This is a genomic window from Tannerella sp., assembly GCF_052170195.1.
Taxonomy (GTDB): Bacteria; Bacteroidota; Bacteroidia; order Bacteroidales; family Tannerellaceae; genus Tannerella.
Window position 1 is genome coordinate 88410 of the sequence record NZ_JBQNAZ010000001.1, and the last position, 22128, is coordinate 110537.

Below are 22128 nucleotides of genomic sequence, written 5' to 3' on the forward strand. Positions count from 1 at the left end.
AATCCGTTTACATATCTAAAAAAATCATGAGTGAATTCATCAATAATTCGTCGCAACGCAAAGAGATGTTGCGGCATTTGCTCCTTCGGTTGCATGAAGGAGACAACCCTGATGTCTTACGTAATCGTCTCGTAGAAGTACTGAGTTCGATTCCGTACAACGAAGTCGTGGAAGTAGAACAGGAGCTGATTGAAAGTGGTGCACTGAGCGAAGATGAGATTCTCGCGTTTTGCGACCTGCATACGGCCGTACTCGACGGAAGTATCGACCAACACGGCGCCAAGCCGATCCCCGCGGGACATCCGGTCGATACGTTCAAGCGTGAGAACCGCGCTATCCGCGAGCAACTCGACCGGTACGAGGTGCTGAAGAACGAAGCCGCGCAGCTGACTGACGCGCAGGTGGTCGACCAAGCCTTGAAACTGCGTACCGTCTTCAACAGTCTGGCCGACATCGACAAGCATTATAAACGAAAAGAATATCTTATTTTTCCGTATCTGGAAAAGCATCAGATCACGGGGCCTCCCAAGGTGATGTGGGGTAAGCACGACGAGATACGCGAACTGCTCAAAGGCTCCTTCGAAGCGCTGGCGACTCCTTTCCGAAGCGCCGAGGAACTGAATTCGATCGTACAGCTCGTACTTGATCCGGCAATCGAGATGATTTCCGGCATGATCATGAAAGAAGAAGAAATCCTGTTGCCCATGGCCATGGATACGTTTACCGACGAAGAATGGTATAAGATTTATCAGGAAACAGCCGAATTCGGTTACTGTCTGTTCGATCCTACCGACGAGTGGAGACCCGACGGCGTACAGATCGAAAAACAGGAATACATCACGGCTGATGCCATCCGCCTCTCGTCCGGTGTATTCAGCATCGAAGAGTTGGAAGCACTCTTCATTCATCTGCCTATCGACATTACATTCGTCGATAAGGATGATAAAGTCGGTTTCTTCTCGCACAGCCCCAACCGGGTGTTCGAGCGTAACCGTTCCATTATCGGACGCGACGTGCGCATGTGTCATCCGCCCGGAAGCGTACACATCGTCGAACAGATTCTGACTGATTTCAAGAATGGCAAAGAGAACAAGGCTGTCTTCTGGCTCTCGAATTTCATGGGACGATTCATCTACATCGAATATACTGCCGTGCGCAACAAAAACGGCGACTATCTGGGGGTGGTGGAAGTAACGCAAGATATTACGCAACTTCGCCTTCTCGAAGGCGATCAACGGCTCTTGTCTTATGCACAGAAATAAACCGCTGATTACACCGGAAACCAAGGTGGGCGAGCTGCTGACGCATTACCCCGAACTGGAGGAGTTGCTCCTTCAGTTCTCTCCCGCCTTTGCGACACTGAAGAATCCCGTCCTGCGTCGCACGGTTGCTCAAGTCACTTCGCTCCGGCAGGCAGCCAAAGTAGGGAATGCAAATATCGTAGAGATGGTCAATACGTTGCGTCAAGCGGCGGGACAATCCATTTCGGACGAAAACTCGCTTATCGAAAGCGAAAACGCTCGCGTAGCGTTGGCTGGAAAAGCCCCCACAACGATCACTTTTACCCTCGATGTACGCCCCGTGCTCGAAAAAGGAGAACATCCGAAAGAGCTTGTAATGAAGGAAGCCAACCGCTTACAAGCCGGAGAATGTATGGAACTGCTCACTCCTTTTCCACCCGTTCCGCTGATCGAGCTGCTTGAAAAGAAAGGCTTCGCCATAACTATGGTCGAACCGGGAGACGGAGTTGTACGGACGTTTATCTGTCGGTAAAAAGAAGAGATACCCCTGTCATGATCTCCTGAAAAATCGTAGCGTAATGTTTTCCAATCTTCCGTCGCAACGGGAAAGCACAGCTCAATGCAAGAATCCTTCCGGCCATAGCCGGAAAGATTCACACCGGTATTTTTGAACTGTGTTTCCGGACGAAACAGGCTGCTACGCTTCCAATGCTTTTTCTAAAAGCGCCTTCACCTCATCGGGAAAAATACCGCCTTCGTGTACTTTCTTTCCGTCGATGTAAAATGTCGGGACATAGTAATAATCGTACTTGTCGGCAATTTCGGGATGTACGGATTCTTCGATCCGGTTGATTTCAATGTCCTTGTATCGGTCTTGCTTTTGAAGTTCGCTGATCGCCGCTTCCGCTTTTTTGCAGAACGGGCAGTTCTTCAGATAAAATAATGTAATCGGTTTCATTCGTTTCTTTTATTGTTTAATTCGCGGTTTATACATGTCTTCGGCTTTTAGCTGCAACTCTTTTTTCATTTGCAAGCTATAGGAAAGTTTACTCACATCGGGAGTTACGTTATTACTTCCGAACGTAAATTTCACACCTTTGGCCTTGGCCTTCATTAGTATAGCCTTGTTCGGAATCCGGTAGAGCTCATTAATCTCAAGCGCTTTTCCGCTCTTTGTCAATGCTTCGACGAAACGGTTCATGCGCTCTTCAGTCCAAAACATATCGTACCGGTCGCTCATCTGATCCGGCAGATAACAAGGGTTGACATAAACATCGACCGGCTCCTCCAGTACGGCACACATGCGGTCGAGCATCATGTCCATGTATTTTTCTTCGTTATCGATAAAGACTTCTTCCTTGATCCAACTGCGTGTCCGATGTCCTTGATCATCGGTAAACGTCATCGCATCGGTAAAGATATAATCGAATCGGTCCCGTGCCTCTTGCGAGAACGTGGTTTGCCATTCGCGTCCTTCGGCTTGCATGGCGAGGATAAACGGTTGAGTGCGCATTGTGTCGATATAAGCAAAGATCTGTTCGTTTGTACTGACCGGAAACCCGATACCACAGTTGGGAGCAATGGCGTAATTGATACCTAACCGGCGCGACTGTGCTGCGGCAGCTTCTTTGGTCAGGCCGCCTTTCAGATGCACATGATAGTCAAGCACCGGAAAATCTTCCTGATGCAGGCGGATAATTTCATCGTTCTGCTCGTCGAGCGCGGCAGATGCCAGTGCCTCCAAGGTGCGTGGATCTGTTTCTGTCTCCTCCACTGCGATATGCCGAATCTGTATCTCACCACTTCCGTTACCCACGATCGCAAATGTTCCTTCGGAGAGTAACGCTTCCTCGTTCGGCGCTACACGGTAAGGCTTAGCCGGTTCCACGTACTCGACTACCGGCACCTCGTTAATCCGTACCTGAACGGATCGGCCCTGCACGCGGATATTCATCTTAAACCATTCGTCATCTTTTACAAAACTCTTCGTCAGGTTACGGACACTCATGAGGCTTCCCGTCATACGCCACCAGACATTATCATTACAGTCGTTATGGATGGCTACGGCATATCCTTTGCTCGCATCGGAGAGCGTATGAAATTTTACCCATCCTTTACCGCCGGAGAGGGTACGCATTTCGATCGAAAGATCGAAATCACGATAGCAACCGTTCTTCAGTACGGCCTGTGCCTGATTGCCCCGCAACGTAAGGATTCCTTCTTCTATGGAAACATCACCCACAGTCTCCCACGAGTCGGCATCTTTACCGTCGAACAGTACGCCGCTTTTCGGCAATGATGTGCAGGCCGTCATCACCCACAACAAACAGCCTGATATGATGATTGGAAAATATTTGATGTTCATTCGTTTATAATATAAATCGTACACTTTATGATATATCGGCACACTGAGAGAGGCTCAACGTTCTCCACGTACCGACGGTTCTATTTCTTACACGTCGCAAATGCGGATACATTTTTCGAGCGAAGCGATTTTGTCCGGTTGTTTAGGCACGAACTCCTGTCCGACAAAACCTTTATACCCGATCTCCAACAGCACCCGCATAATGGCCGGATAGTAAAGTTCCTGCGTCTCGTCGATTTCGGCACGTCCCGGATTACCTCCCGTATGGAAATGGGAGATATATTCGTGATACTTGCGGATGTTGTCGATGATATTGCCTTCCATGATCTGCATGTGATAAATATCGTAAAGCAGCTTGAAATTGGGCGACCCGACACGCCGGCACAGTTCCGCGCCCCAAACCGTATGGTCGCACAGATAATCTTTGTGGCCTACGCTGTTAAGCAACTCCATTGACACGGTCACGCCGTACTTCTCGGCTGTCTGCATAATGCGCCCGAGTCCTTTGGCGCAGTTTTCCCATCCTTGCAGATCGGTCGCGCCGTTGCGCCGTCCGGAGAAACAGATCAGGTTTTTCAATCCCGCATCGGCCACCATTGGGATCACTTTCTCGTAGCTCGCCACAAGTTCGTCGTGCAGCGACGGATCGTTAAATCCGCGGTCTATTCCCAATCCGGCTCCTTGCGCCATGGCGACCGTCAGACCGTGACGTTGAACGACCGGCCAGTCCTTCGGGTCTAACAGTTCGATGGATTCGATGCCAAGGTCTTTGCATATCACGCAAAACTCATCGAGCGGATAATCGCCGAAGCACCATTTGCTTACGGAGTGACGGATATTTCCTTTGAGGGGCTCTTTTTTTGCCGCTGTCCGGTCTTTCCGCTTTGTCTGCGCCATCGTTTCCACACTGCCGGCTGCAAGAGCCGCACCGCCGACCAATACTGTCCTGATGGCTGTTCTTCTGTTGATTCTATTCATAGTTCCTGTTGTTTTTTAATTCCACATCGCAAAGATACGTTTTTTTGAAACGCCTCCCCGCGCTCCTCGCGTCCTTTTTTTAGTCGCAGTATGTCTAACCAACCTTTTTTTACCGATACGTGATTTCCATATCATACTCCCATCGGTCGAAATAAAGATTTCCATGGCGGGATTCCACTTCGCCTCGTTGAAAATCGACCGTTTCGCTTCGCGGAAACTCTTTCGGGGGATAGAACGCGCCCGAATAGTCCGAATTGATATACAGCCGATACGAGTCGATACCGCTCATAAAAAAGAATCGTCCGGGAGTGATCGCTACAGGTCCGCCACGTCCAAACGACACATCGACCGGTACCCATCCCGTACCTTCGAAATAGACTTCCGCCCAGTCGTGCAGATTCACTTCTCCCGGATGCGTCATCCATCCGCTCTGCCAGCGAGCCGGGATTCCCTTATAACGCAACATCGTAATTAGCAGCAAGGCGACCTGCCCGCAATCGCCCTTGCGGTTCTTGATCACATAGGCAGGTATATCGGCAATCGTCGAATATTCCAGCGCGCTCGCCCACGGGTAATGAGCCGTGATATAGGCGTAGACGGCCTGTAAAGTCTCGACCGGCGTACGGGCATCGCGCGTGATGCTGTCGGTTAATTGGCGAATATCCGCCGAAAAACGGATATGTGGAACCCGTTCGGCCGTGTAGGTCATGAATAGTTCATTCCTTTCATTATAGGGCTTCACCGTAATTTCCGACAGATCGAACCATTCGCCACGCGACGTCACTTCGGCCTCGAAACCGAAGACGGCCGGTTGATCTTTCTCTGCCTGTTGTTCCATATACAGACTTGTATGGACGGTACGGTCGTCCGACAAGGTGTACTCTCCTTGTGTCGTCGACAACAGTTTAACGTCTGTCTGCCGTTCTATATCTTTTCGGGGAAAGGGAAGCCATACTTTCAGCGTTTCACCGTCGGTCACCGCATTAGGTTCGACCGTGAGAGTATAACGCAGACGGATGGTTCTCTTCGGAAGCAGGTATTTCCCTTTCGTATCGGTTGCCGTTTTATTTGTAAAAGCATCGATCAGGAGCGAATCGCGAGGTGTATCCGACCGGGGGGCGGCGTTTTTCGAGAGTTCCCGTGCCGCGGAATCTACTCTGAAAATATTGGGCGCAGCATTACGGAAATAACGCTTTTCTCCGTCAATTGTCCGAAACTCCAACACATTCGATTGTTCCCATGCATCCAAAAGCGAATCGGAAGGCATGAATCCGCAATTCTTTTTAATCCAATCGACCACCTCGGCTCTTGTCTTCCGGAAATCCAGCTCCACTCTGTGCAACGAGTCAAGGGCAAACAGGTAGGCCTTTCGCTCTTCTTCGGTAAGCTGCTCGTTTTGCATGATACGATCAATCTGTTCTCTTGCGAGGGTATGATTCCCCAGCTCAATCTGCGCGTAAATTTCCTCTTTTGTACTTTTCTTCTGCAAAGAACACGAAGAGAGTAACATCAGAAGAGTAATAGAAAGGAAAGAAATGTTTTTTTTCATTTTATCTGTTGTTTAATCATGTTATTTGAAAGTTGTAAGAAAGATTTCTTTTTAGAAAAACTCACGGAAGCAAATTTAGATAAAATCCCCGAGATTTTACCTACCTTTGTTTCCCGGAAAACAGAAAGTGAAACAATAATGAGATTTGATACACACCATACAGGCCATATAAAAATTGCAGAAATCAATTCGGACAACCTGATAATTAGCAATATCGAGGATGCATTAAACGTATTAGGTGATTCATATTATCAGGGATACGATGGGATAATACTCTACGAAAAAAATATAACTCCCGATTTCTTCGACCTCAAAACAAAAATGGCGGGCGAGATTCTTCAGAAGTTCTCCAACTATCGCATTCGGTTAGTCATTGTCGGCGATTGGTCGAAATATACGAGCCGTAGCCTCGAAGCCTTTATCTGCGAGAGCAACAGAGGCAAGACGGTGAACTTCTCCTCTTCACCGACCGAAGCCTTGAAACTATTATCGAGAATTAATTAAACAATTGAAATAAAAATGACCCAAAACAAAATATTACAGACCGAACGCCTGATACTGCGGGCATGGCAAGAAAGCGACGCAGAAGCACTATACAAGTATGCACAGAATCCAAATATAGGTCCCATTGCGGGCTGGCCACCACACACAAGCGTTGATAACAGTCGTGAAATAATAAAGACAGTCCTTTCTGCCCCTGAAACTTATGCCGTTGTACTGAAAGAAACGGGCGAGACTGTCGGCAGCGTCGGAATAATGACCGAAAAAAGCGAAATCAAAAGCGCACAGATGGCAGACAATGAGTGCGAAATAGGTTATTGGATTGGCGAACCCTATTGGGGACAGGGTTTGATACCGGAAGCCGTAAACGAACTACTTCGGTATGCTTTTGAGGACTTACGGCAAACTGCCGTTTGGTGCGGGTACTACGATGGCAACGAGAAATCAAAGCGAGCACAGGAGAAATGCGGATTCGTCTATCACCACACTGAGCATAACAAGCCCGTGCCGCTGATGGACGACTGCCGCACGGAACACTTCACCAAGCTATCATACGAACAGTGGAGGCGGAATAATATTGGAAACAAAGAACATTAAACCTGTATATTATGGCTTGTAATCCTGATTTTGTACAATACGTCGTAGACCAATGTGCCGACGCGGGTGAGATAACCGCCAGGAAGATGTTTGGCGACTGGTCGAAATATACGAACCGTAGCCTCGAAGCCTTTATCTGCGAGAGTAACAAAGGTACGCAAGTAAACTTTGTGACTTCTTTATCGGAAGCTTTAAGTCGATTAAGACATTGATGCCTTTAACGGGGAAGTAAAATGCAAAAATTTATCGATTACATACATTCAGCCGTTCCCGACAGCCTGATAGAGAAATCGGATTTGGAGGAGTTTTGTATATCTAAATCCCTGAAGAAAGGCGAAGTGTTGCTATCGATGGGAAGTGTTTGCAAGCATTATTATTATGTAAATAGAGGGGTGTTAAGAATTTATTATTTCAACGATGCTGCCGAGGAACGCACAGGATGGATTGCGTTTGAGGATTATTTTTTTACCGAATTGGAGAGTTTCACACGTGGGACGCCTTCGCAATATGAGATTATCGCCACCGAAGCCACCGAAATTCTGCAAATTCATAAAAATCATATAGATTTACTGATTGAAAGGTACGATTGGTTTTCTAAGTTCCTGTTCTATAATCAACAAGAAACGATTCTTAATTTGACGAAAGTGATAGAACTGTTCCAAAACCACTCCGTCAAAGACCGCTACGAAGAACTTTTCAAATATCCCGATTTCATCAAAAAAGTAAAGCAAAAAGACCTTGCTTCGATGCTCGGAATGAGCAAATATTCGATTAGCCGGGCGAAATCGTCCAAATAACTTGCCTTTTCGCAACTTTTCATTTTCCACGGCTTTTTATTTTTGCGCCATAATTTTAAAATGAATGTATGGAAAGCAAAAATATTTATTATGAGGGGTATAGTCTCTCGCCTTTAGACGTTTTCGAATGGATAAAAAACGGAGCGTTTGAATATATAAAAGCCCAAAACAAACTGAAAGAAACTCTCTTTGAAGAGTATAAAGTAATTTTTGAAAAGCGTTTTTCCGTTAATTCTCAGAAAGTAAAATCGCTTATAAATAATGATTTGGATCGTGGACATGTTTCGTTTGTACTTTTGGTCGCTTCGCTCTACGAAGCCTTTTTAGAAATTGACATTTGCCCTGAAAAGTCTTTGTTATGGACAGAAGAAAGCATTAACGCTCTCACTTATTCTTTTATGGTTGAGGGAACGGAAAAGATGCTCGACACTGCCCCGAATCCCTTCAAAGCATTGGTTGCATCTTCAAAAATGAGGGAACAAAGCTATTTCGGCGACAGTTTCGAATTTGAACGACCCATTGACGATGATTTCGGCTATGTTTTATGCATCAAAAAATGCCTTTTTTATGAGACATTGAAACGTCTGAACAGATTGGAGCTTCAACCCCTCATTTGCCGAATCGATCTGGGCTGGATCAACGGTATAAAATCCGAAAAGCACGGTTTCCGCTTTGTCCGCCCTGTTACCTTCGCCTCCGGAGCAACTTGCCAGATGTGGTTCGTGAAGGAAGAAAATCTCCATATCGAATAAAATTTGTTGTAGATACGCAATGAATTGCATATCTACTCGATTTATGGAAAAAAGATTACCTTTGTTTCATGGAAATAAAAAATAAAGAAAACATCAAACGTTGCGATTGGGCAACAAAGCATCCGGTAGAACAAGCCTACCACGACAACCAATGGGGAATTCCCGTCTACGACGACAGAGAGCTGTTCAAGATGCTGATATTGGAAGGCATGCAGGCCGGGCTAAGCTGGGTAACCGTATTAAACAAGATGGAGGCGTTTTGTGAAGCTTTCGACGATTTTCGTCCTGAGATTGTCGTTAATTACGATGACCGAAAAGAAGCCGAACTGATGCAAAACGAGGGAATCATTCGCAACCGATTAAAGATAAAATCGGTCTCCGTCAATGCAAAGGCATACTTCAAAGTCTGTGAGGACTTCGGTTCGTTCAGCAATTATCTGTGGGCGTTTGTCAATCATCAACCCATTGTTAATTCGTGGAAGGAAATAGGCGAAGTGCCCGCAAAAACGGAACTTTCGGACAAGATAAGCAAGGATTTGAAGAAAAGAGGCTTTAAGTTCGTAGGCTCAACCATTGTATATGCCTTTATGCAAGCCGTCGGAATGGTCAATGACCATCTGCTCGACTGTGATTTTCGCAATATGTGAAAAAGTATCCCCCGACAATTTGACGTAACAAAGCAGGAAATTATGAAGATAATTTATGTATAAGTGAATTATGGTTTATGTTTTTTCGAACAAATATGACCTCCTTTATAAAGATTCTTTTAACTTTGCAGAGTGATTCGACATGCTTTAAAAAGCATAATATATATGATGCAATTACAAGAGTTTTATCTCAATACTAAGCGCTATAAAAGCAGATAAATAAACTATGGATAGAATAGAAATAAAGGGATACAAATCTATAAAAGAATTAGATTTAGAATTAGCACCTTTGAATATTTTAATAGGTTCAAATGGTAGTGGTAAATCAATTTTTCTTTCCTTTTTTTCTTTCCTGGAAAATATTTACAATAAGAACCTACAGGGCTACACTGCTCTGAATGGAGGAGTAGAAAAGTTTCTGCATAAAGGAATTAAAATCACAAAAAACATTGAATGTTATTTGAAATTCAACAAAAATGGATATTCTTTTACATTAGGAAACAATCAGGGACAATTTCTTTTTGAAAAAGAAGGTTTGTGGTATGATAACAATCCATATTATAATAACCCAATGGATATCTCCAACTATAATTCAGAAACAAACCTACAGAGAGAAACTGCTCCGAGAGCGGAATTTATAAAAAACTACCTCTCTGAAGTAAAGAAATACCACTTTCACGACACAGGAAAAGATTCGCCTTTTCATAAGGAGTCGAACATTAACAAGGATATTTACTCTTTATATAGCGATGGAAGTAATTTAGCAGCTCTGTTGTATAAAATCAAACAAGAACAACCCATCGTATATCATCGAATCGTTAAAACGATAGAATCTGTTGCACCTTATTTTTCAGATTTCCAACTAATCCCCAATGAAAATAACGGCAATATTCGTTTATTGTGGAAGAATAAGCACAGTGAGCAACTTTATAGTTCCTATGATTTATCGGACGGAACGATACGGTTTATTGCCTTGGCAACTTTGTTGTTGCAACCACGACTGCCAAAAACATTAATTATCGATGAACCTGAATTAGGTCTGCATCCTTTTGCTATTGCAAAATTAGCCGGACTGGTTAAATCAGCCTCCCATAAAGATTGCCAAGTTATTATGGCCACTCAATCAGTAGAGCTTATCAATCACTTTCGGGCTGAAGATATTATTACTGTAGACAGTGTAGATGGCGAAAGCCATTTTGAAAGGCTGAAAGAAGAAGACCTTTCTGTTTGGTTAGATGAATATGCTGTCGGTGATATGTGGAAACAAAATATCATTAACTCTGGGCAACCCTTTTAAATCGGAATGAAGAATGAAAGTAATTATTATCATTTGTGAAGGGGAAACCGAAGTCGAGTTTTGCAAGCTGCTAAACACTTATTTAGGTTATAATGAATATAGAATAGAAGCCAGAAATTTGGGCGGCAATTGTAACTGGGAAAGAGTGAAGAGTCTTGTGGAAAAATCACTTAAATCGAATCAATACGCCTTTGTAACAACAATGATAGATTATTATGGTCGCAAGGAGAATACTTTTCCAAAACAAACGGAAGCCAATGTAATAAACAATATTCGCCAAAAAGTAGATTTTTGCGAACAAGCAATGAAAGATGCTATTGACTCCTCATTGAGAGACAGGTTTATTCCTTATTTGCAATTACACGAATTTGAAGCCATGTTGTTTAATAATTATGAAGTTTTTGATAGTAACTTTGTTGATGACGAATGTAAAAAAAATAAAATTCAAAAAATATTACAACAATTCCCAGACCCAGAAATGATTAATGATTCGCCATTGACAAGTCCTTCTCATCGATTAGAGAAGATTATATCCGGTTACGATAAAATAGTTTATGGAAACCTGCTCGTAGAAAGCATTGGATTATATAATATTTGCGAAAAAAATCTACACTTTAAAGAATGGATTGATAAAATTAAAAGCAAGTAGCATCAAAATTACCACTCATTTATGCAAGCCGTCGGAATGGTCAATGACCATCTGGTCGACTGTGATTTTCGCAATGTGTGAAAAGGGAAAAACAAACAGAATTAATATCCACAAAGCATTCCGCTTTCCGAAAAAAACAATAAAACAACTATGTGCTCTCATATGAACAACATAAAGAGCATATCATCCCGTACAGGCCCAATTCATTGTGTCCGTACAACAACCACGCCCAACATAGCCCGATAAATAGAACTCTGTTGTACCCTCTCAAAGAAAACAAATTAGCAAGACAGGAAAAGCAACATTTTAAAAACCGGTTGTATTTTTGCCATAGAATAAAAACGACAGCGAATGCAAGCGGAAACGATTCGACAAGATTACATCAGACGTATCAACAAGGTGGTCGAGTATATCAACAGCCATTTGGACGAAAAAATAGATCTGAAGACCCTGGCAGGGATCTCCAATTTCTCGGAATTTCATTTTCATCGTATCTTCAAAGCGTTTAAAAAAGAATCGCTTGCCGCTTATGTCACCCGCCTTAGGGTGGAGTCTTCGGCCGTTTTGCTTCGTTATTCCGATTTGCCGATTGAGCAAATAGCCGAAAATGTAGGTTACGAAATGCCTTCGTCCTTGTCTAAATCGTTCCGGAAATTTTACGGCGTAAGCCCCAGCGAATATCGAAACAATAAAAATTTACATCTTATGGCACGAGAAAATCCTTTTACCGAAATGAAATTGAAGGCTCCCAAAATCATTGATTTGCCTCCAAAGCAGATTATTTATGTAGCTCTTACGGGAGCTTACGGAACGCTCAATTACGACGAGGCTTACGCCAAACTTTGGGCTTTTGTGAAAGAAAACAAGCTTTTTACAGCAGGCATAGAGGCTATTTGCATTTCGCACGACACCCCGAACGTTACCGAAAGCGATAAACAACGTTCCGATATATGCCTTACCGTCCACAAACCTGCCAAGCCTTTCGGCGAGGTGGGGGTTAAGGAGATCGAGGGCGGAAAGTACGCCGTATTCACCTATCAGGGTTCGTACGACCATCTGAGCGATGTGTACGACACGATTTTCGACAAGTGGCTGACCGGAAGCGGTTATGAACTTCGCAATACCTTCACCTTCGAGAAATACCTCAACGATTGCCGGAAAACATCTCCTGAAAAACTGAAAACGGAAATTTATATCCCTGTAAAATAACCCTGTTTTGAACCTCGTATGAACACAACACGATGTAGAGAATGTTACAGCCCGCTGCCGCGTATTACACCGCTCAAAGCTGCGGAAGATTGTTTAAAACGACACAGACAATACGTTTGTTCCTCTTGCGGACGTATTGTTTGCGTCGATGTGGCGGGAGAGAAGCGCGCGAGATGTTTTATGCCTTTCGCTTCATTCGAAACGGCTATGCTGTATTTAAAGGCCGCAGAGATTATAAGCGGCGGATTGTGCGGCATCTATGCTCTTACCTATAAACGGGGCGACAAACGTTTTCGCATCTTTCGGAATACCGGCGAGCTGAGGAAGTATCTGAAAAGCAACCCTTCGGTAACCTGTCCGAATGAAAATCCCGTTTATATCTCCGAAACCTACTCGCCTGTAAACGATTGGCAAATCAAATACCTGAACGAAGAGGAAAGAACAAACTATTTGCAAGAAATGCAAAACAATAGATGATTTTCGTTATGATACTTAGCAAAACAGAAAAAACAATCGGAATCGTGTTGGCGTCGCTGTTGCTGTTGCTGACACTTAGCGGCACTTGGTACTTTTTATCGGAATTGAACGTAACCCTCCTGCAATGGGCGATGTTTAACGCCTGTTCGCCATCGGGTTTGATGTATTTGCTCTGTTTCCTGCTGTTTTTGCGGCAAAAGAAAGTGATATGGCTTCCTGTGGCCCTCTTGCCGATGTATTATTTCGGCACCATGGGCATGTTTACCTTCACTTGGAGCGGAGCCAATATTTTTGCTCAACTCTCGCACATTACAATGACGCTAAACATATTATGGGCGCTTTATGTGCTGTTCAAAACGGAAGATTATAAATCCTTCGCGAAAGGATTGCTATGGAGTATCCTGTTTTTTGTCCCCTATATCGTTTACGTAATGTATTATTGCCGTACTCACGCCGAAGAACTGAATCGACTGCTTCAAATGAATTGAGCATAGATGCTGTATAAATATTTAAAAGACGGTGCAATGTGATTGAATCATAGGGCACTCTTATAGTTCAATAAACAAATAAGACTGTCACCATGACTAACTTCGAAATTGCCCGCGATAAGATTATAATTTGTTCTATCGATATCCTTGACAATTTATCGGTAGAAAAGCACGTCTTCTACTTGGTATGTTGAACGAAGAAGCAACGAATACGTAACGAAAAGTAATTAAGCTGACAAAATGACATTATTTTTCCTTTTTCTTCTTTCCTTCTTAAAAAGATCCATGCGTGAAGCAATGATTTTCATATCACTATTATCTTGTACTACACAGAAATTATGGGGGGCTTAAGATGTTGGTATTATAGAGGATGCAAGTCGGACTGAGCCGGAGAAGACTGATCAGGCAGAAATAAAAAGCGGGATAAGCCATTCAATTGACTTTCCCGCCTTTGTTAATCAATTAAAATAATTTGCAGAGACGTGTTGCTTATCCTATCCGATTTCGATCATGGGGGCGCCGGCCTGTATCGCGTCGCCTTGTTTCACGTAGATGCGAAGTACCGTTCCGTTATAGTCGGAAGTGATGTCGTTCTCCATCTTCATTGATTCGAGGACGAGCAGACTGTCGTTCTTTTTCACCACATCTCCCTCTTTTACTATGATCCGCAAGATATTCCCCGGCATCGGGCATTCCATTACATGTCCTTTCACCACTTTTTCGGTTGTCGGCGCGGCTGCCTGCTTCGTCTCGCATTTCGCTTCTTCGGCAGGGGCAGCCTGTTTAGGCTGAGCATTGAATTCTTCTTCGCGTTTTTTGCGGAGGAATCCGCTGGCTACGGCAGGGAACAACTCCATCAACAGACCGTCTTTTTCGTCTTTGGCCAATTGCACGCCTCCGAATTCTTCGAGAACGGGATTGTCTTGACGTTTATAGTTTGACGTATCGTAGGGTGTTTCTACCGGAGAGCCGGTGATTTGTTCGCGGAATGCAGGATCGACCGGAACGGGAGTTTTTCCGTATTCCCCTTTCACCAATGCAATGAACTGATTGGACGGGTTGGCATATTTCGGCCGACCGTTCTTGATGTTCAAGGCCGATACAACGGCTTGCGCACCCACAATCTGGCTGGTGGGGGTAACGAGCGGCGGCAGACCGGCATCGAGGCGTACGCTCGGAATCAGCTTCATAGCTTCTTCGAGCAGGTCGAGCGAGTTGAACTGTTTGAGCTGTGCCACCATGTTCGTGTACATTCCGCCGGGGATTTCGGCATCCTTCACCAAATTATTCGGTTTCGGAAAGTTAAAGTAAGCCTCGATGGCATGACAAGCTGCCAGCAAGGCCGGCTCGTCGTTGCTGCGTACAGCTTCGATGGCTTTGTCAAACTCACGGTCGATTTCTGCCGGAAGCGTATCGGTCAGCGGGTTAAACGGTTTCGGGAATTGTTTTACGGCATCGAACGCATCGAGTTCTTTGCGGATACCCAGCAATTCCTGATTGATCTTTGCCACAGCTTCCATGTTTACATCGAGTTCGATGTCGAGTTTCTTGCAGAAGATGTAGATCAGCTCGATAGCGGGGGCAGCTGGTCCACCTGCAAAATTCCAGATATTCGTATCCACAATATCGACACCGTGATAGATCGCTGTCAGAACAGCGCCCAAACCAAATCCGGGTGTACAGTGCGTATGGAAATCGATCGGAACATTCAGGTGTTTTTTGAACAGCGGGATCAGCGTAGCTACGCGCGAAGGCGGGATCAGACCGCTCATGTCCTTGATCGTGATCATATCGGCGCCGAGAGCCAGCATCTCTTTCGCTTTGTTCACAAAGTATGTATCGGTGAACACCAGCTCACGTTTCGGAGCTTCATCTTCTTTCTTCCCAAACAGACCGCTGAAGAAACCTCCTTTTTTCGTTTCGGCCTTTGGCTCATCGTCATACTTGGGATCTACGGTGTAGCACACGGCGCAATCGGCCATGCCGCCATATTTTTTAATGGATTTTACACTCGATTTTACGTTATCTACGTCGTTCAGTGCGTCGAAGATACGCATCACATCCAACCCGGATGCAACTGCGTTACGGAAGAAACCGTCGATGATTTCGTCGGGATAGGGTGCATAACCGTAAAGGTTACGTCCACGCGACAAAGCTGTCAGTTTCGAGGCGTTACCAACGGAGGCTTTAATTTTTTCAAGTCTGTCCCACGGGTTCTCTCCCAGATATCGCATGACCGAGTCTGGCACGGCTCCTCCCCATACTTCCATGGCGTAGAAATTGGCATCTTTGTAGTAGGGCAACACTCTGTCGACTTGCGACTGATTCATACGTGTTGCGAAAGCCGACTGTTGTCCGTCTCTCAATGTTAAGTCTCTGATTAAAAGTTTCTGCTTCATGATTAATCGGTTTTTTGAATGAGATTCGTTTTTATAATTAGTTTGCTCTTATACCTTATTATTTGATTGGTTTTCGCCGCATTTTCAAATGAGAAGCGACGAAAACCAATTCTTTTACATCGTTCATTAAATCTTTTTTGTTCAGTCTGTTAAATATTGCATATCATACTGCTGCAAAGTAAATACTTTTTTCCGAAGATACATCGCCTAATTAGAAAGAAAATTCTTTAATAAGTGAAATCCCTTCGTTCAACAGGCAAAATAAACCATCAGTCCGGCCAGAACAATATAGCCGATGGCATACGGAAGTGCACTGCGAAGAATCTCTCCGTCGCGTCCCGGCATATTGCACGAAGCCGTTGCGATAGCAATACTTTGCGGTGAAATGATCTTTCCACCCGTTGCTCCTGCCGTATTAGCGCTGACCAACCAGTTGGGGTCGGGATACGACAGTTGAGAAGCTACATTGGCTTGCAGTTTGCCGAACAGAATATTCGACGATGTGTCGCTACCTGTAACAAATGTACCGATGGCTCCAATCAGCGGAACAAACAACGGATAGTAAGCACCCGTAGCGGAGACAAGCGCCGAAGCAATTACTCCGATCATGCCCGCATAGTTCATTACCGATGCGATGGAAACGAGGCTCATAATCGTAATCACTGTCTTATTCAGATTTTTCACGGTACGCGCTAACACGACAAGTAGTTTTTTTGCCGAAACGCCTTGGATCATTCCTCCGATAAACGTACCGAGGAAAAGCATTAACCCCGCATTCGATATCCATCCGAACGAAAAATATTTTCCTTCGGCATAGATGGGTAGATGAACATGACTTACAAGGTGTGTACGGAGAAACTCATTGATCGGCTTCACCAAAGGTCCGCTGATGACAATAAAGAACAGAATGAAGCCGTAAACGCTCCATGCTCGTAAAGCCCGCGACAAGGTAATAGGTTTTTCGTCTGTCGAAGCTGAGGTAGGTTCGTGTCCTCCGGCAAAAATACGCGCATAGATGACAATCGCCAAAATAGCTGCCACGCTTCCGAGGATGGCCGGCGTCTCTGCGCCCAAATATCGTGCGCAGATATATTGCACTACCAGCGAAATACCGCCTACCCATAGAGAAAGCAGGATGTGTTTGAGGATCTTTTTGGGCGAACTGTCAGTGAGCGTAAGGATTACGAATGGAATAAGGAGCATCAAAGGCGATAGTTGTATGACCACTTTCGAGGCAATGTCGCAAATAGCTTCCGGTGTAGCACTGCCCGAAGGGGCTACCTCGTTGGCCAATGTGATCACCGGTACGCCTACCGCACCAAACCCTGTCGGCACACTGTTGGCAATCAGCGATACCAATGCGCTGAATCCTGGTTTGAATCCCAAGCCAATCAGGATGGCAGCAGGGATTGCAACGGCTGTTCCGAATCCGGCCATTCCTTCCAAAAGTCCTCCGAACCCCCATACGAGCAGAAGCACGATGATTCCTCGATCATTCGTGAGTGAGGTGAACTGCTTTTTGATGACTTCTATCTCTCCGCTTTCAAGCAGTGTGTTGTAGCTGTAAATAGCCATCAGAATGATGATCAAGATCGGAAAAGTCGCTTTCAGGATGCCTTCGACAAAAGCCCACATTACTCCGCCTTGAGTATAATTTTCCGGAGCGAATCCAAGAGCGGGAGCGGCCAGCCATGCGATCAGCAATGTCGCGACAAGGGTAAGGAATGCACTCTTGTGTCCGGCCATCTTCACGCCGAGCATCAGTACGAACAAGAGCAGAATCGGGAAAACAGATAATAAAATGTTCATGACATATTTATTTAATTGGGTTTATAAATGAGCAGATTAAATAAGTAATACCGTAACCTGACGCGGTCCGTGTGCTCCCATAACGAGCGATTGTTCGATGTCGGCTGTTTTCGAGGGACCGGACATAAAGCCCCTGAATTCTCGGGGATGTTCCTTCGGAACACGTTGGTAAGCATCATGCATGGTATCGACCAGTTGATCCTTCGGAAGAAGCATCAGCAAGGATTCGGAAATGAAATAGATGCCGCGTTGTAAGTATTCCTGTTCAAAATATACGGCAGCATTTTCACATACACCGAAGATTCCTCGGCAGATTACGAGATCGGTTCCGTTTAATTCCGCCGGCGTATCGATATCATCGGGGTTGTACGTGGCGCAAGTGACTTCCGGAAGATTGCATGCGATACGCCCTGCATCAGGGAACAAACGCCGCACGGCATCGTCAATCGATTCGCCTTCGCCGAGCACTTCGGCACGACCGCCTACTCCGGCCGAAATCTCCATAAACTGTTTGAGCTTATCAGGGTAAACAACATGTGAAATGTTCACTTCAGGACGTGGGAAACGTTCCTTAATATTTTCCCTCAAGCTATTAATTATAAAATCTTTGCTGTTCATTTCGATTCTTTTTTAGTGTTTCTCTTTTGATGATTCTGTTTCCACCATGCTTCGAACGACTGCTTGGCAAAGCGCGGCAGTTCTCTTTCTTTTCCCCAAGCGTTCAACCCGTTGTACAGAACAAAGCGTGGCATTTTATTGGCGATAGGAGCCATTTTCAGAGTAGAGTGGAACAGAGACGGACGTTCCATCAGGAATTGCATTCCTTTACTCATCATCTTCTTCTGTGAATTGGCTTGTCCGAATCCATCCAGCTTCTGCCGCCATATGTAAATCTGTTCGCCGAGGTCTACCATGGCTGGGCAAACGTATGAGCATGAGAGACAAAGCGAACAGGCAGAGACGTTGCCACTGTGTTTCTGCGGGTCATGAAGCATACCGAGATTGATACCTATCGGACCCGGAATAAAATACGAATAGGAATATCCTCCGCTCCGACGGTATACCGGACAAGTATTCATACATGCTCCGCAGCGGATACAATTCATACTCTTGCGATGTTGAGGCATGCCCAAAATCTTGCTGCGTCCGTTATCTACAATGATAAAATGCTGTTCACCTCCTGTATGGGGGCGTCCGAAATGTGAGGTGTATGTCGTGATGGGTTGTCCCGTTGCCGAACGTGCAAGCAGGCGCGTGAAGATGCCCAGTGATTCCAGGTCGGGGATAATCTTGTCAATTCCGAAAGCGCAGATATTCAGCTTCTGGCACGACATTCCCATATCGGCATTTCCTTCGTTTGTACAAACAACCACTTCACCTGTCGAGGCTACGGCGAAATTGCCGCCGGTCATACCGGCATCGGCATTCAGAAAATCTTGACGAAGCGCTTTGCGCGCCTGATGGGTCAGGTAGGTGGGATCGAAATTCCCTTTTTCGCTGCCTAATTTTTCTTCAAACAATTTACCGACAATTTCGCGTTTAAGGTGGATAGCCGGCATCACGATATGGCTCGGATTGGCATCCAGAAGTTGAAGAATCCGTTCTCCCAAATCGCTTTCGATGACTTCGTATCCTTTTTCGATCAAGTATGGGTTTAAGTGACATTCTTCCGAAAGCATCGATTTACTTTTTACCAGCTTGTGTGCCCCATGGTCACGAAGAATCCCTTCGATGATTGAGCGATACTCTTCGGCGTCTTTGGCGTAATGTACGTGACAGCCGTTGGCTGTCGCATTCTTTTCGAATTCCTCGATCAACTCCGGCAGATGCGAGTTGCTGTAAAGTTTGAGATCGCGTACGGCGTGTCTGAGATCTTCCCATTCAGGGATTGCATGTGAGAGGCGGTCGCGTTTTGTACGCACCATATATAACGTTTTGTCGTGCCATTCGGCATTCACTTTGTCGGATAAAAAGGCTTTGGCAGCCTTGGCATGTGTAGTACTCATAGCTGTGCGGATAAAATTTCTAAATAATGGATAGTACGGATCGGATAGTGTTCGCGCTCGATAACACCTTTCATGTGCATCAGACAGGAGCTGTCGGCGCCGGTGATGTATTCGGCTCCGGTTGCCATGTGATCTTTTACTTTGTCGCGTCCCATACAGGCGGATACTTCGGGTTCTTCGGCTGCAAACATTCCGCCGAAGCCACAACATTCATCCACGCGTTCGGGCTCTAAGACAGTAATGCCCGGCACTCTCTCGAGTAGAGAGCGAATCTTATTATAATAGGGAACTGTCAGCTCCGAAGCGGAAGAGAGGTGTAGCTCTCGTACTCCGTGGCAACTGTTGTGCAGACTGACCTTATGCGGAAAATGGGAAGCGAAACGCTCGGGCTTCACGACATCGTGGAGAAATTCCGTGATGTCGTAGATGTGTTTGCTCGTTTCGCAGACGTGTTCACCGTGCTCGGACAGAATACGGGGATGGTTTTCTTTCACGAAAGCCACACAACTGGCCGAAGGACCTACGACATAGGTATAGTCTTTAAACAATTGCTCGAAGCGTTTGACTAACGTTAACGAATCTCCTTCGAATCCGGCGTTAGCCATCGGCTGTCCGCAGCAGGTTTGTCCGAGGGGGTAATCAACGTCTATTCCAAGACTTGTAAGCAGTTTGTAACACGCAATACCAACGTGTGGATAGACGGCATTAACATAACAGGGAATAAATAATCCTACTTTCATAACCACGTAATTTTTTAACTATCGAAACAAATAATTGAATTATAATGTGTACTTCAACTCAAATCGAGCCCAGTTATATGGATCGGCACCATTGAAATAAAAATTTCCGGGAGTAAAGTGTTCGAAGAGAAAATGTCCTGCCCAATTCTTATGAATCTGGTAACTGAGTTTCATGATGAATAAATTGCCTCGTGTTTTCCCTCCACCCGAACAAAAAGCCGTTTCGTTAGGTTTGGGTGCTGATAAATACAAATAGTCGGCATTAAACTTTACATTCGGGGCGAGTGTAGCGCCAAAGCCGAGATTAACTGCATTGATATTCGACCAATAGCCTGCCTTCCCTTTATTTTCAGCGATCAGCGTATACACGTACGATTCACTCCATTTCGGCCAACGGCTCCAGAGAGGATCCCATCCTTCTATTCTCTCTGTTTTGGGGTCGTCTCCACTCAGATAGAATGCGCCAGCCGATATACAGTCAAGCAGAGGAATAGATTCTTCAAATTTATAATCCAAACGAGAATATCCTCCGTAAGACTGTCTGTTGAACTGATCAACTTTCCCTAACTGGTAAGCAAATTCTGTGGTGAAAGAGAAACTATTCAGAAACGGCAAAGATAATCTGGTACCCACCGTATGAGTATGAGCTTCCGGCAGTGCATCGTACTTGAGATAATTCTTATAAAAATAATAAGTTGACCAGTCAAGCTGCTTGATCTTCGAATTGTGGTGTACTCCTAATCCACTGTTTGTTTGTTCTTCCAGAAGCTGATATGGATCTTTCTCGTGGAGAATAGGAAGAAATTCTTCTTTCCTGGTGTTATAGGTGAAAAATGCTGTTAGTTTATTCCGATCATTGAAGCGATAGACCGTTTTCAGCGCATTAAAATAATTTGAACGTGAACCCACCAACGGATTGCCGTCGATACAGATAAACCCTTCGTCCAGCATGATGTTTTGCCGTCCGAGACGGATATCAAGCGGTAAGTTGGCAACGTTTTGATAATTAACATACAATTGATTGATAAAGATTTCGTCCAATGTTGTTTTCTTGGATGAAGGAGACATCCAGATACGGGCCTCATTACCCAACTCAAGTTTCATTCCCAAATGTGCATTCGGAGTATATTCCGCACCCAGATATGTCCGCCATCGTGTGAATGTTAAAACATCTTTGTCTTTGTCCAATGTAATGGCTTTGTCAATAGTCGTCAGGCGGACACGTTCGGAAAAAGACAGTTTGAATTTGGACTCTTTTTCTGTTTCCTGTGCTTTGATATGGCAAAAGCACATCAAAAGGCAAATGATAAATACATACTTTTTCATTGGTCTGGTCGGTTTTAGATTCATATATTTCTTATATTAACAGGTCATTGATTAATACATAGGAATAAGGTAGCGAACATAAGCTTGCTAAATCCGCACGCTTTCTATTTATAAAGAGCGTGTATATAGTGCTTTCTTGTGATGGATTAGATCGCATGTCTTTATAAAAAGTTTTCGTAAATGTCAGAAAAAAACCTTTGCATTGCCAAATAAAAGACGTAAAAAACGACTTTTTGTCTTGTTTTTTAATGTTTGTTTTATAGATACGCTTTGTCTTATCTGTTTTTTAACATTGTTTTTG

Annotated in this window: 23 protein-coding genes and 1 pseudogene; 14 read left to right on the forward strand and 10 right to left on the reverse strand. The window is 44.7% G+C overall.

Going from position 1 to position 22128, the window contains the following annotated elements:
* The first annotated feature begins 26 nt into the window (after positions 1-26).
* Together ACTTKA_RS00360 and ACTTKA_RS00365 are read left to right on the forward strand one after the other, a co-directional pair.
* Entirely contained in the window at positions 27-1262 is a 1236-nt protein-coding gene (locus ACTTKA_RS00360; protein ID WP_442723543.1) for a DUF438 domain-containing protein, read from the forward strand.
* Complete coding sequence (locus ACTTKA_RS00365; RefSeq protein WP_442713173.1) at positions 1249-1773, forward strand: DUF1858 domain-containing protein; 525 nt, start codon at positions 1249-1251, stop codon at positions 1771-1773. The genes ACTTKA_RS00360 and ACTTKA_RS00365 overlap by 14 nt, the downstream gene beginning before the upstream one ends.
* A gap of 165 nt (positions 1774-1938) precedes the next feature.
* Here the strand turns inward: ACTTKA_RS00365 and ACTTKA_RS00370 are convergent, their stop codons facing one another.
* The 4 genes from ACTTKA_RS00370 to ACTTKA_RS00385 form a co-directional block, all read right to left on the reverse strand.
* Positions 1939-2199 (reverse strand): glutaredoxin family protein, encoded by a 261-nt coding sequence (locus tag ACTTKA_RS00370; RefSeq protein ID WP_442713172.1) that lies wholly within the window; start codon positions 2197-2199, stop codon positions 1939-1941.
* A gap of 9 nt (positions 2200-2208) precedes the next feature.
* On the reverse strand, positions 2209-3606 hold the full coding sequence (locus ACTTKA_RS00375) for a family 16 glycoside hydrolase (RefSeq protein WP_442723544.1): 1398 nt from the start codon (positions 3604-3606) through the stop codon (positions 2209-2211).
* An 87-nt stretch (positions 3607-3693) separates the two neighbouring features.
* Positions 3694-4584: a hydroxypyruvate isomerase family protein gene (locus ACTTKA_RS00380; protein ID WP_442723545.1), complete on the reverse strand. Its 891-nt coding sequence runs from the start codon at positions 4582-4584 to the stop codon at positions 3694-3696.
* 109 nt (positions 4585-4693) lie between these two features.
* Positions 4694-6133: a transglutaminase-like domain-containing protein gene (locus tag ACTTKA_RS00385; RefSeq protein WP_442723546.1), complete on the reverse strand. Its 1440-nt coding sequence runs from the start codon at positions 6131-6133 to the stop codon at positions 4694-4696.
* A 138-nt stretch (positions 6134-6271) separates the two neighbouring features.
* Here ACTTKA_RS00385 and ACTTKA_RS00390 point away from each other — a divergent pair, with 138 nt between their 5' ends.
* The 12 genes and pseudogenes from ACTTKA_RS00390 to ACTTKA_RS00445 all read left to right on the forward strand — a co-directional run bounded on the left by ACTTKA_RS00390 (position 6272) and on the right by ACTTKA_RS00445 (position 13547).
* Positions 6272-6637 (forward strand): DUF4180 domain-containing protein, encoded by a 366-nt coding sequence (locus ACTTKA_RS00390; RefSeq protein WP_442723547.1) that lies wholly within the window; start codon positions 6272-6274, stop codon positions 6635-6637.
* Between the two features lie 15 nt (positions 6638-6652).
* On the forward strand, positions 6653-7231 hold the full coding sequence (locus ACTTKA_RS00395; protein ID WP_442723548.1) for a GNAT family N-acetyltransferase: 579 nt from the start codon (positions 6653-6655) through the stop codon (positions 7229-7231).
* An 11-nt stretch (positions 7232-7242) separates the two neighbouring features.
* A complete protein-coding gene (locus ACTTKA_RS00400) occupies positions 7243-7443 on the forward strand; it encodes a DUF4180 domain-containing protein (RefSeq protein ID WP_442723549.1) in 201 nt (66 codons plus the stop codon).
* A 21-nt stretch (positions 7444-7464) separates the two neighbouring features.
* Complete coding sequence (locus ACTTKA_RS00405) at positions 7465-8028, forward strand: Crp/Fnr family transcriptional regulator (RefSeq protein WP_442723550.1); 564 nt, start codon at positions 7465-7467, stop codon at positions 8026-8028.
* 266 nt (positions 8029-8294) lie between these two features.
* Entirely contained in the window at positions 8295-8780 is a 486-nt protein-coding gene (locus ACTTKA_RS00410) for an L-2-amino-thiazoline-4-carboxylic acid hydrolase (RefSeq protein ID WP_442723551.1), read from the forward strand.
* Between the two features lie 68 nt (positions 8781-8848).
* Positions 8849-9427, forward strand: coding sequence for a DNA-3-methyladenine glycosylase I (locus ACTTKA_RS00415; protein ID WP_442723552.1), 579 nt, complete (start codon positions 8849-8851; stop codon positions 9425-9427).
* Positions 9428-9653: 226 nt separating this feature from the next.
* On the forward strand, positions 9654-10724 hold the full coding sequence (locus ACTTKA_RS00420; RefSeq protein ID WP_442723553.1) for an AAA family ATPase: 1071 nt from the start codon (positions 9654-9656) through the stop codon (positions 10722-10724).
* A gap of 13 nt (positions 10725-10737) precedes the next feature.
* The gene (locus ACTTKA_RS00425; protein WP_442713163.1) at positions 10738-11373 is read left to right on the forward strand and encodes a DUF4276 family protein; all 636 of its coding nucleotides are present in this window, start codon (positions 10738-10740) and stop codon (positions 11371-11373) included.
* Between the two features lie 12 nt (positions 11374-11385).
* Positions 11386-11454 (forward strand): annotated as a pseudogene (locus tag ACTTKA_RS00430) (DNA-3-methyladenine glycosylase I); the annotation flags it as partial.
* A 270-nt stretch (positions 11455-11724) separates the two neighbouring features.
* Positions 11725-12582 (forward strand): AraC family transcriptional regulator, encoded by an 858-nt coding sequence (locus tag ACTTKA_RS00435; protein ID WP_442713162.1) that lies wholly within the window; start codon positions 11725-11727, stop codon positions 12580-12582.
* A gap of 207 nt (positions 12583-12789) precedes the next feature.
* Entirely contained in the window at positions 12790-13059 is a 270-nt protein-coding gene (locus ACTTKA_RS00440; RefSeq protein WP_442713161.1) for a hypothetical protein, read from the forward strand.
* Complete coding sequence (locus ACTTKA_RS00445) at positions 13056-13547, forward strand: hypothetical protein (RefSeq protein WP_442723554.1); 492 nt, start codon at positions 13056-13058, stop codon at positions 13545-13547. The genes ACTTKA_RS00440 and ACTTKA_RS00445 overlap by 4 nt, the downstream gene beginning before the upstream one ends.
* Before the next feature lie 494 nt (positions 13548-14041).
* Here ACTTKA_RS00445 and ACTTKA_RS00450 read toward each other — a convergent pair whose 3' ends face one another.
* The 6 genes from ACTTKA_RS00450 to ACTTKA_RS00475 all read right to left on the reverse strand — a co-directional run bounded on the left by ACTTKA_RS00450 (position 14042) and on the right by ACTTKA_RS00475 (position 21827).
* A complete protein-coding gene (locus tag ACTTKA_RS00450) occupies positions 14042-15946 on the reverse strand; it encodes a biotin/lipoyl-containing protein (RefSeq protein ID WP_442723555.1) in 1905 nt (634 codons plus the stop codon).
* A gap of 249 nt (positions 15947-16195) precedes the next feature.
* The gene (locus ACTTKA_RS00455; RefSeq protein ID WP_442723556.1) at positions 16196-17755 is read right to left on the reverse strand and encodes an L-lactate permease; all 1560 of its coding nucleotides are present in this window, start codon (positions 17753-17755) and stop codon (positions 16196-16198) included.
* 36 nt (positions 17756-17791) lie between these two features.
* Positions 17792-18373, reverse strand: a complete 582-nt coding sequence (locus tag ACTTKA_RS00460) for a LutC/YkgG family protein (RefSeq protein ID WP_442723557.1) — start codon at positions 18371-18373, stop codon at positions 17792-17794.
* On the reverse strand, positions 18370-19761 hold the full coding sequence (locus tag ACTTKA_RS00465; RefSeq protein ID WP_442723558.1) for a lactate utilization protein B: 1392 nt from the start codon (positions 19759-19761) through the stop codon (positions 18370-18372). The genes ACTTKA_RS00460 and ACTTKA_RS00465 overlap by 4 nt, the downstream gene beginning before the upstream one ends.
* Positions 19758-20501, reverse strand: a complete 744-nt coding sequence (locus ACTTKA_RS00470) for a (Fe-S)-binding protein (RefSeq protein WP_442723559.1) — start codon at positions 20499-20501, stop codon at positions 19758-19760. The genes ACTTKA_RS00465 and ACTTKA_RS00470 overlap by 4 nt, the downstream gene beginning before the upstream one ends.
* Before the next feature lie 39 nt (positions 20502-20540).
* Positions 20541-21827 (reverse strand): alginate export family protein, encoded by a 1287-nt coding sequence (locus tag ACTTKA_RS00475; RefSeq protein WP_442723560.1) that lies wholly within the window; start codon positions 21825-21827, stop codon positions 20541-20543.
* Positions 21828-22128 lie beyond the last annotated feature (301 nt).

What these genes read in the sequence shown, in the direction of transcription:
- ACTTKA_RS00475 (WP_442723560.1), bottom strand. Translation starts at nt 21,827, where the DNA reads ATGAAAAAGTATGTATTTATCATTTGCCTTTTGATGTGCTTTTGCCAT.
- ACTTKA_RS00365 (WP_442713173.1), top strand. Translation starts at nt 1,249, where the DNA reads ATGCACAGAAATAAACCGCTGATTACACCGGAAACCAAGGTGGGCGAG.
- ACTTKA_RS00435 (WP_442713162.1), top strand. Translation starts at nt 11,725, where the DNA reads ATGCAAGCGGAAACGATTCGACAAGATTACATCAGACGTATCAACAAG.
- ACTTKA_RS00450 (WP_442723555.1), bottom strand. Translation starts at nt 15,946, where the DNA reads ATGAAGCAGAAACTTTTAATCAGAGACTTAACATTGAGAGACGGACAA.
- ACTTKA_RS00360 (WP_442723543.1), top strand. Translation starts at nt 27, where the DNA reads ATGAGTGAATTCATCAATAATTCGTCGCAACGCAAAGAGATGTTGCGG.
- ACTTKA_RS00460 (WP_442723557.1), bottom strand. Translation starts at nt 18,373, where the DNA reads ATGAACAGCAAAGATTTTATAATTAATAGCTTGAGGGAAAATATTAAG.
- ACTTKA_RS00445 (WP_442723554.1), top strand. Translation starts at nt 13,056, where the DNA reads ATGATTTTCGTTATGATACTTAGCAAAACAGAAAAAACAATCGGAATC.
- ACTTKA_RS00455 (WP_442723556.1), bottom strand. Translation starts at nt 17,755, where the DNA reads ATGAACATTTTATTATCTGTTTTCCCGATTCTGCTCTTGTTCGTACTG.
- ACTTKA_RS00375 (WP_442723544.1), bottom strand. Translation starts at nt 3,606, where the DNA reads ATGAACATCAAATATTTTCCAATCATCATATCAGGCTGTTTGTTGTGG.
- ACTTKA_RS00390 (WP_442723547.1), top strand. Translation starts at nt 6,272, where the DNA reads ATGAGATTTGATACACACCATACAGGCCATATAAAAATTGCAGAAATC.
- ACTTKA_RS00420 (WP_442723553.1), top strand. Translation starts at nt 9,654, where the DNA reads ATGGATAGAATAGAAATAAAGGGATACAAATCTATAAAAGAATTAGAT.
- ACTTKA_RS00380 (WP_442723545.1), bottom strand. Translation starts at nt 4,584, where the DNA reads ATGAATAGAATCAACAGAAGAACAGCCATCAGGACAGTATTGGTCGGC.
- ACTTKA_RS00415 (WP_442723552.1), top strand. Translation starts at nt 8,849, where the DNA reads ATGGAAATAAAAAATAAAGAAAACATCAAACGTTGCGATTGGGCAACA.
- ACTTKA_RS00465 (WP_442723558.1), bottom strand. Translation starts at nt 19,761, where the DNA reads ATGAGTACTACACATGCCAAGGCTGCCAAAGCCTTTTTATCCGACAAA.
- ACTTKA_RS00400 (WP_442723549.1), top strand. Translation starts at nt 7,243, where the DNA reads ATGGCTTGTAATCCTGATTTTGTACAATACGTCGTAGACCAATGTGCC.
- ACTTKA_RS00385 (WP_442723546.1), bottom strand. Translation starts at nt 6,133, where the DNA reads ATGAAAAAAAACATTTCTTTCCTTTCTATTACTCTTCTGATGTTACTC.
- ACTTKA_RS00425 (WP_442713163.1), top strand. Translation starts at nt 10,738, where the DNA reads ATGAAAGTAATTATTATCATTTGTGAAGGGGAAACCGAAGTCGAGTTT.
- ACTTKA_RS00370 (WP_442713172.1), bottom strand. Translation starts at nt 2,199, where the DNA reads ATGAAACCGATTACATTATTTTATCTGAAGAACTGCCCGTTCTGCAAA.
- ACTTKA_RS00470 (WP_442723559.1), bottom strand. Translation starts at nt 20,501, where the DNA reads ATGAAAGTAGGATTATTTATTCCCTGTTATGTTAATGCCGTCTATCCA.
- ACTTKA_RS00440 (WP_442713161.1), top strand. Translation starts at nt 12,790, where the DNA reads ATGCTGTATTTAAAGGCCGCAGAGATTATAAGCGGCGGATTGTGCGGC.
- ACTTKA_RS00395 (WP_442723548.1), top strand. Translation starts at nt 6,653, where the DNA reads ATGACCCAAAACAAAATATTACAGACCGAACGCCTGATACTGCGGGCA.
- ACTTKA_RS00405 (WP_442723550.1), top strand. Translation starts at nt 7,465, where the DNA reads ATGCAAAAATTTATCGATTACATACATTCAGCCGTTCCCGACAGCCTG.